This window comes from Hungatella sp. SL.1.14 (assembly GCF_024460495.1).
Lineage (GTDB): Bacteria > Bacillota > Clostridia > Lachnospirales > Lachnospiraceae > Hungatella > Hungatella hathewayi.
Genome location: NZ_JANFYJ010000494.1, coordinates 1 through 290, shown reverse-complemented (window position 1 = coordinate 290; position 290 = coordinate 1). Strand labels below are relative to the sequence as shown.

Sequence of the window (290 nt, the reverse complement as noted above, 5' to 3'; positions counted from 1 at the left end):
CAAGTAAGATAGCTCCTGCTTTGTGCATCGCATCCTTGAACGCCATGGAACCGGCGATGTGGAATGCCATTTCACTGGAGTCTACCTCATGCTAGGAACCGTCATATACGGTTGCATGAACACCCAGTACAGGGAATCCGCCAAGAATACCGCACTTGGAAGCTTCCTCAATACCTTCACCGACTGCCGGGATATATTCCTTCGGAATAGCACCGCCTCCTCATATTCCACCTTAATCAGGCGGAGAGCGCGGTCCACCGCCTCCTCTGTCTCTCCCGCCACGATCGCAG

At 53.8% G+C, this 290-nt stretch carries 1 pseudogene; it reads right to left on the bottom strand.

The annotated features are described in order from the left end of the window. Nucleotides 1–217 (bottom strand): annotated as a pseudogene (gene fusA, locus NE473_RS31985) (elongation factor G); the annotation flags it as partial. Nucleotides 218–290: the final 73 nt, after the last annotated feature.